This is a genomic window from Bradyrhizobium murdochi, from assembly GCF_000472965.1.
GTDB lineage: Bacteria > Pseudomonadota > Alphaproteobacteria > Rhizobiales > Xanthobacteraceae > Bradyrhizobium > Bradyrhizobium murdochi.
In genome coordinates, this window is sequence record NZ_AXAU01000028.1 from 57,489 (window position 1) to 65,632 (window position 8,144).

An 8,144-nucleotide genomic window follows, 5' to 3' on the forward strand; every position below is an offset into this window, starting at 1 on the left:
ACACTCGGAAGAAAGACCTCAATTCAAGGTTTGCGCGCGTGCCGAAGTGCCCAGTGAATGGAACGCGAGGGAGAGAGACATGAACCGCCGGGACTTGCTCTTCCTGGGCGCTGTGGGCGGCTTCTCGGGTTCAGCTCGTGCACAGTCAAACAAACCTAAAAGCATTGAAGCCCGACTAGACGTTCGGAAGTTTGGTGCGGTCGGTGATGGTGTGCACGACGATACAAATGCCTTTCGGCAGGCCATCGATTACGCCTGCAACAACAAAATGCAACTGGTGATTCCCGGTACGCCGCAATCATATTTGATCTCCGACTCTCTACTAATTCCACATGGCAAGCACGGTTGGGCGATCACGGGAGAGGCTGGGCGAGTCACCATCACACAAGCCGCCAACAACAAACCAATCTTCCTGTTCTCCAGCCACGGTCACGACTATCGAGATACTACCAACCGTGCTTTCAGCCTGAAAAACCTGCGAGCGGCGTGGACGCGCAATCAATCCATCGCGAACAAAGAGTCAAACATGTTCCTGTTCGACGACGGCGGGTACGCGGATTTTCAGATCGACAATTGCGAGAACCACAACGGCTGTCGACTTGTTTCAACTCGCGAGGTGCAGGCACCCGGTCGCCCTCTGAACCTGTGGGGATGTATTATGTCGCATCTCTTCAGCGGTTACGTGGCGAGTGGCGCGGCCATTCGCCTGAGGACCAACCCGGTCGAGGGGATGCCGAACATCCTGATTTCGCATGTCTACGCGCTTCGGCAAATGGCGGAAGAGGAACTCATTCATTTGGCAGGTTGCTCAAGCGTCAACATCGACAATGTCGAGATCAACTTCGGCCGCGGATCTCAGCTCGTCTGCTGGGGCGGAACGACGGAGGTCAATGTGCGCGCATGGCGAATGGAGCAATGCACAGTAGCCGACACGCCGCGGAACGTCATTTTTGACCTAAGTGGCAACGGGCCGACTCAACAAGGCACCTACCGTTTCCAAGGCGTCGAGATGCGATTTACGACGATCGACAGCACACGGCCCCACTCCGTGTTTCACGCCAGCGCCGGCGCGCAAGTGATCATTGACGGCTATCAAGAAGTTGCGACCGCACGCAAGTCAGGTGAGCTGACGGTGGCCACCACACAGGACGCACGGGTCCAGTTCCGCAGTGTTGCCGACATCATTTCCCCCCATGTCTTTCTATTGGACAACCATCAACTGGCGGACATCACCTTCGCGACCACGGAAGTGCTGCGCTTTTACAAAAACGGCCTGACGTCGCGCATGGATCGCGTGACGAACGACTCACCTAGCGCGATCAAGGGCCAAGTCGTGGGGGCTGCGGGTTGGATATGGGCGGTCGAGGTCAGCTTGGACTCGGACGTAACGGCAGGAAAGATCGAGCTGGTGGTCTTCAAGAACGGACTGCTAATCGATTCCGGAGCGATGAAGCTTGCCATCAGGAACGGTTCTAGGAGCGTAAAGGTTGCAACCGTGATCAAGAACACTAACCATCCGGATTATCATGTAGTCCCTGGGGATCTTGTCCACTTCGAGATCTCGACGGACCAATTGTTTGCTGGCCCGAAGAACGCGCTCTTCAATCTCATGATTGCGAACATCTAGACAGCGCCCGCGGCCCCGGCAAGCTTGAGGGATCGGCTGCCACCCACCGCTCACCTGCCTCTATTGCACCGCTTTTCATCTGCTTCCGATGCACAGTACCGACGCAGGGATCGTCTGCCATCCAACTTTGCTGCCGCGAAGGCCTGGCGCGCTCCTCGTCCTGCGAAAGGAAGCGAAGCGCTTAGGCGCTGAAATCTGTGGCGCAAGCCGAGAAGCGCGGCTCATTCGTCGTTCAAAATTGGGACCCGTTCACGACGGGAACATTGGAACTTGAAGTGCGTTAATGTTGAGGCGCAGTTTGTCTCCTTTGGCATTTTGGCCCCAAATGTATAAACCCGACAAGTCGACAGCTCTGCTCGGGGAGATGGAACAAGCGCCCGCTGTTCCAGCAGAGAACCTCACATCTGGCATCGCATTCATCCGCCGCAACCTGCGACTGATCCTGACATTTCTTGCCCTGAGCATCGCATCATCCGCAGGCTATCTTCTCTTTTCTGCCCCCCGCTTTACTGCGGAAGCCGTTTTATACATCGAGAAACCGCAGATCCGCCCTGTTCAGCTGGAGTCCGCTAGCAGCGACAATTCTGTCGATTCTAAAACGGTCGACAGCCAAGTCGAGATTTTGAAATCAGATGCAATCGCGATGTCAGTTGTCAAAAGGCTTCAACTGGCGGAAGCTGCGGCTTTCATAGGTACGAGAACCGCAGGTTTGACTGCCGAACAGGACGCGATGCGCGTCCTGCGACGAAATCTATCCGTGTCGCGGGTCGGCCTTTCTGCGGTGATCAAGATCAACTTTACCGATACTGATCCCCGGCAAGCCGCCCAAATTGCGAATGCCGTTGCTGCCGCGTACATCGAAAATCGGATCAATGCCACAAATCAGGCCGCAGATGCCGCCACCAATTGGCTGGAAGCTCGGCTGCGTGACCTCGAGAAGAAGGCAGCCGATGCAGAGAAGCAAGTCCAAGAATTTCAAGCAAAGAATGAAATCGACGAGCAGGCAAAGCTGAGCGAGCTTCGGGCAAACGCAAGGACGTACCGAAGGCTCTACGACAGCTTTGTCCAGCGCTACGCTGAAGCCGGTCAGCAAAAGTCGTTCCAGTTCGCCGAGGGTCAAGTCGTCAGTCCAGCTCTACCGCCAGCGTTCAAGAGCAAGCCGAATCCTGTTCTCGTGCTGCCGATTGCTGTATTCGGCGGACTTTGCATCGGTCTTGCGGTTGCGGCTTGGACGGAGCTGTCGGATCGGACGTTCCGGACGCCCGAGCACGTTGCGGAACGCCTGAAGACGAACTGTCTCGGCGCGCTCGAATGGATTCGAAAGCCATACTGGCGACCTCTGGCTTTGCGCGCGCGGTTCCGGAACAAGCTAGCGGATTCCAAACTGATACCTTCGAACGGCCTCTTCTCGTATGTGTTGACAAATCCCACCTCGCATTTCGCCGACACAATCCGCTCGATAAGACCCTTGTGCGATCTTCTTGCGCCGGAACAGCCGTCGAGGATTGTCGGATTTACATCTGCGCTCGACGGGGAAGGCAAGTCGACAGTCGCTGCGAATTTTGCGCAGCTTGTCTCGCGTGGAGGACGCAGAGTCCTGCTCGTTGATGCGGACTTCCGCAAGAGGACGCTGTCACGTTCCTTGACGCCGCGCGCCTTGAAGGGCTGGTGCGACTTAGCCCTTGCGCGCGCTGTCCCCGAAGAAGTCGTCCGGATCTATGACGCGAGTAAAATGCATTTCTTGCCTCTCCTGAAAATGCCCGAGCCGTTCGAGCCGACGGAGTTTCTGGCATCGGACAGCGTCCGCACGATGTTTGAAGAGTTGCGACAGCAATACGACTATATTGTCGTGGATTTACCGTCTCTTGCGCCAGTTATCGCCGTCCGGGCTTCAACCGTGACGATCGACGCCTACGTCCTGGTAGTGGAATGGGGCAAGACCTCGAACGAGACGGTGCAATGCGCTTTGGCATCAGCCCAAGGAGTGCATCACAAACTGCTCGGTGCGATTCTGAACAAGACCGACCTTCGCTCAATGCAGCGCTACACACCCCACCATAATAGCGAGTGTTATTTTCGTGGCCCGACGGCCTCCTCCTTTTGACCTTCGTCGGGCGCCGCAGGCGATCCAGAATCGGTGAATTTTGGGAGGCCCTCCAGTCGTAGCCGCACCTCAACGACGTCGCCGGGCATCAACCTGGTGTCTTCATTGGCAGTCATATTGCTGGAGGTGTCATTGTCATTTCTGTACACTTTGATATCTGGCTCCCCACCGGCTCCGCGGGCGAGTTGAGATCGCACCACACCCGCGTATAACAATTTGTCGCCGACAGCCTGGAGTCGAGCCCGGATGGTGGCGAGTCGGACGTTGGCGTCCTGCAATTTTGCCAGCAAGTTGTCCCGCCTCTGGTCCTGCACACGCTCCAATCGTCTCGCGAATTCGCTCCGTTCGCGCGCCACCTGAGCTATCAGCGCGGTCGTCTGAAGTACCCGAGTGGCTGAAAACAGCGTCATTCGGCGCGAGTCCGAGAGCCGTGTCATGGGCACCATTCCCTTGCTAAATCTGGCTTGCACTTCCGCGAAATCGGCAGCATCAGTGTCCGCGTCCTTCTGTTCCGTCTCTCTTTGATGCTGGAGCGTCGCGATCCGCCCGTCCTCCTGCTGGACGGCGTTCTCGAGATATTGCTTCTCCTTTTGATGATCGGAATTGTCGACGCTGAGCCGTTGAGCCTCAAGATCCAGTATCTTCGAAGTTACCACCAATGGGAGCGGCAGATCGTCCATATTCGTTTGCCCGAGTGCGCTCTTACCGTCGAGTTCGGCTTGAAAACGTTCAGCCTGTGCCCGCACCTTGGCAAACTCCGTCCATAGTTCGTAGTAATCACTGCGAAAATCCGATGAGTCCAGAAAAGGATCCCGCCCCCTGAACCGCTTTGTGTCATAGCCGCCGGCAAGCGCGATGCCCTGGCGCACGGTCATTCCAGGCCGATATGGCTGAGTCCCAGGATTGGCCACGTCGCCATTGAGGTATATCGGCCGATATTCCGCCACGGTCATTGTAACCTCATCGGGAGACACGGTGACAACCTCGTCCCGCGACATCAAGCGCCCCTGCTGATCTGGCACCCGAGGGCGAAAAGCCTTGGTTGAAAGTATCGACTTCACTTGTTTGCGCAATTCAGCCACGGTGAGGCCTGCGGCCTTGATATCTCCAATCAATGGAAATGAGGCTTGGCCATTCAGATCGATCATGACCCGGTGCCGCAAATCCGGAATTCCGACTGCTTGGACCTCGAGCACATCGCCGGGTGCCAGCAGGTACTCGCCGCGCGCCGCTACCGGGGCAAGCAGGACTGCCATGACCATCAGGACTCGCTGAGGCTGTGCAGCCGACCCAAACAGGAGCTTGAGGAAGCTTATTGCCTTCATCCCGTCCTCCACCGCGGCCCGGGGGATGCTGCCTGCTACAACCAGGCCCCCTCTGAGAAGTTCCCCTGCCAGTGTTTCCTTGGACGCGTCCCGCGTCACCGCCCCGGCGACGGATCGCCGGTCGGATCCGACGTGAAAAGGTCGCCGGGCGCTCTGTTTTTCCATCCCTGTCATGCGCAAGCCGCCGCGGCGAGGTTCTCGGTCAGAGGGAACCGATCTCGGTCGCCTCCGTTGTAATGCGACAAGTCCCGGCAGAGATCCGTGCCTCGGCGGCACGCGACGACCATCTCGGATCAGTTTCGGCCGCCAGTTGTCCCGTGCCACTCAGTGTATGTCGGAAACGTACATGTACGCTCCAGCGCAATCAAACGCGATGAGCGGCCGTCGTCTCGGCAGAACGCCTCTCCGCATCAAAAATGCCGCTGAGGATATTGCCGGACGATTTGTGCATGATGGTTCTTATCGGCCCCTCCGCCTCGCTTTCCTGTGGGCATACTGGACCGGCTATATCGACTCAACGGTGCAGTACCTTCGGTCCGAGCATCACGTGACGGTCTTTCGCGCTCGTCAGCAGGGACACGTCGGCAGTCTGAATGGCCAATACAGGTTTGCCGAGGAGAGCTTCGGGCCTGTCGAGGCTGAATTGACCTACGGCGCTGAAATTGACGTCGACGCTCTTGACCATGCGCTGCGTGAGTTCGGGCCGGATGGAATCATCGTTCTGTCGTGGCGCAGGCGCGCGTATCGCCAGTTGATGAAGCGGTGGGCCGGGAGAGCCGTGCGCATCGTATGTCTCGACAGCCAATGGCGCGGGCATCTGGGAGCTCTGCGGAGCAGGAGCGAGTTTCCGCTTCTCCTTAAACAATGGGGAGGGCGGGCCCTGCGGCGATACTTCTTCCACACGTTGTTTGACGGCGCCCTCCTCTCCGGTCCCAAGTATCTCGACGGTCAAGGATGTCCTGCAGTACGGCAGTCGAGACAGATGAAGTTCGCGCTCAAAATGGGCTTTCATCCAGACGACATTTGCGAAGGCTTTGCTGTTTGTGATTGGCACATGCTGGCGCACGGACGGCATCCCGCCAACGCTCGCGAACGAAAAAGATTCCTATTTGTGGGCCGTTATGCGCCTGTGAAGGGCGTTTCAATCTTGGTGGAAGCGTATCGGTTGTACGGCCGCCACAGCCCGAAACCCTGGCCTCTGATTGTTGCCGGTGACGGGCCCCTCAAGCATCTTTTTTCCGGAGTGCCTGGAATCCAAGATATCGGATTCGTCCAGACGAAGCAGTTGCCCGAGGTGCTGGCGGAAGCGGCATGCCTCGTCCTGCCCAGCATTCTGGAACCGTGGGGTGTCGTGATCCAGGAGGCCGTTTCGGCGGGACTCGGAGTAATCTGTACCGATGAATGCGGAGCCGGAGACGTGTTCGTGCAGCAAGACGTCAACGGATTTATCGTGCCGACCGGCAATGTTGATGCGCTGGCAGGTGCAATGAGGAAGTTTTCCGAATCCGAGGATTTTCTTGAGCGCGTTCCGAATGCCAGTATCGAAATGTCGAAACGGTTGCTGCCCTCGAGCTTTGCTGAAACCGTCATTCCATTTATTCAAACAAGAAGGCAGTTCGTCTCATGAGATTATGTGTCATGGGCAATGCGCCGGTTGCTGCGGTCAACCCGTCGACCATTCAAATGGATAGATCACAGATAGGTAGGGTTGCTAGTTCTCTCATAACATCGAGACCGCTTTAGCAGCAAAACTAGGAACGAATTTCTTCTTATAAATCAATGGATCCGTTGAAATTAGCCAACATATTTCGATTCCGCGCGCGCTTACTGGTGTCAAAACTCGGGATACGGATACAGTATCTTTTTCTTCGAAGGGTCAGACCCAGAGATCTATCGCAAGGGTCTCGTTGATGGCCGATGGATTCGAATTGGACCTGTCTGATCCGTCTTCCAATGAGCGCTAGGCCAATGTTTTCCAATGTCTCGCTTGCTGCGTTCGTGCTGATTTTAGCTCTTGCTGCTAACATTGGCAGCAAAGCGGACGACCTGCTACCGCAATTGAGGAAAAACTACGAAGATTGCGTCTACCGCGCAGTACGTTCGCAAGCTGAAAAACTAAGGTCAAGGGGCGGCACCTCTGAAGCGATCGGGTTGGCATTCGAAGCTTGTCAAAGCGAAGAACGGGAAATAGTAGAGCACCTAACTGCCATCGGCATGGCGCCAGGTACGGTTGATAAGGCCTTACGGGCGTTCAAACTGAGGCTACAGAAAATGGTCCGATAAGTGATTTGTGAACTGAGGCCCTCCTTGAGCCGAGGTGTCGCAACGGGGAGATGAGACGCGGATCAACCCAGCCGCGCCACGCGAATCATCTCCGAGACTTCCTGGGAATCGTGAAGGTTGAACTCCTCACGAAGGGCGCCGCCATGCTCGCAAGACAGGCACCGCGATCTGCGAATTCAGACGGATCGGTCACCAGATCAAACAGCATCGGCCGAAAGCCTGGCGCGTGGATATCCAACGACCGTCGCCATGAACAACCGGCTGCGGCTAATGGGTTGAGCGCGACGTGCCTCTTGCATCGCATAGTGTATTCCGAGACTACGATTTTCCGCCATTGCACCGGCTCCCGTCCCCGCAGCCAGGGCGTCAGCGACTGTCCTTCGAGCAGTATGACCTGCTGGCTTCCCGCCAAACCGCTGCGCCGGGTGAGAAGCGTGATGTGCGCGGAGTGAAGCGCCTCTCGCCGTTCACCGTGCCGTCCTTTCTCGCAAATCTCGCGGCCGGTCACATCTCTATCCGTTACGGCTTCAAGGGGCCCATCGGTACGCCGGTCACCGCTTGCGCTGCGAGCGTGCAGGCGATCGGCGATGCTGCACGCCTCATCCGAACCGAAGAAGCGGACGTTGCAATTTGCGGTGGCTCGGAAGCCTGCATCGATCTCGTGAGCCTCGGCGGCTTCGCCGCCGCCCGGGCTCTTTCGACGGGCTTCAACGAAACGCCCGCGCGCGTCCCGCCCCTTTGACCGCGACCGCGACGGCTTCGTCATGGGCGAAGGCGCCGGTATTCTCGTCATTGAAGAGTTGGA

General features: G+C 57.1%; 5 protein-coding genes and 1 pseudogene. 5 read left to right on the top strand and 1 reads right to left on the bottom strand.

Translation table 11 applies throughout. The features are described 5' to 3' along the window. Positions 1 to 79: 79 nt before the first annotated feature. Positions 80 to 1,627, top strand: a complete 1,548-nt coding sequence (locus tag YUO_RS0133420) for a glycosyl hydrolase family 28-related protein (protein ID WP_028351136.1) — start codon at positions 80 to 82, stop codon at positions 1,625 to 1,627. 325 nt (positions 1,628 to 1,952) lie between these two features. Further along, positions 1,953 to 3,731: an AAA family ATPase gene (locus YUO_RS0133425; protein WP_028351137.1), complete on the top strand. Its 1,779-nt coding sequence runs from the start codon at positions 1,953 to 1,955 to the stop codon at positions 3,729 to 3,731. Here the strand turns inward: YUO_RS0133425 and YUO_RS42520 are convergent. Next, positions 3,698 to 5,056: a polysaccharide biosynthesis/export family protein gene (locus YUO_RS42520; protein WP_198028139.1), complete on the bottom strand. Its 1,359-nt coding sequence runs from the start codon at positions 5,054 to 5,056 to the stop codon at positions 3,698 to 3,700. The genes YUO_RS0133425 and YUO_RS42520 overlap by 34 nt on opposite strands. A gap of 346 nt (positions 5,057 to 5,402) precedes the next feature. Between YUO_RS42520 and YUO_RS0133435 the strand changes: the two genes are divergently transcribed. From YUO_RS0133435 to YUO_RS0133445, 3 genes and pseudogenes are all read left to right on the top strand, one after another. Continuing rightward, entirely contained in the window at positions 5,403 to 6,683 is a 1,281-nt protein-coding gene (locus YUO_RS0133435) for a glycosyltransferase (protein ID WP_198028140.1), read from the top strand. A 341-nt stretch (positions 6,684 to 7,024) separates the two neighbouring features. Continuing rightward, positions 7,025 to 7,339 (top strand): hypothetical protein, encoded by a 315-nt coding sequence (locus YUO_RS0133440; RefSeq protein WP_156908877.1) that lies wholly within the window; start codon positions 7,025 to 7,027, stop codon positions 7,337 to 7,339. 436 nt (positions 7,340 to 7,775) lie between these two features. Then, positions 7,776 to 8,144 (top strand): annotated as a pseudogene (locus YUO_RS0133445) (beta-ketoacyl synthase N-terminal-like domain-containing protein); the annotation flags it as partial.

What these genes read in the sequence shown, in the direction of transcription:
- YUO_RS42520 (WP_198028139.1), bottom strand. Translation starts at nt 5,056, where the DNA reads ATGAAGGCAATAAGCTTCCTCAAGCTCCTGTTTGGGTCGGCTGCACAG.
- YUO_RS0133440 (WP_156908877.1), top strand. Translation starts at nt 7,025, where the DNA reads ATGTTTTCCAATGTCTCGCTTGCTGCGTTCGTGCTGATTTTAGCTCTT.
- YUO_RS0133435 (WP_198028140.1), top strand. Translation starts at nt 5,403, where the DNA reads ATGTACGCTCCAGCGCAATCAAACGCGATGAGCGGCCGTCGTCTCGGC.
- YUO_RS0133425 (WP_028351137.1), top strand. Translation starts at nt 1,953, where the DNA reads ATGTATAAACCCGACAAGTCGACAGCTCTGCTCGGGGAGATGGAACAA.
- YUO_RS0133420 (WP_028351136.1), top strand. Translation starts at nt 80, where the DNA reads ATGAACCGCCGGGACTTGCTCTTCCTGGGCGCTGTGGGCGGCTTCTCG.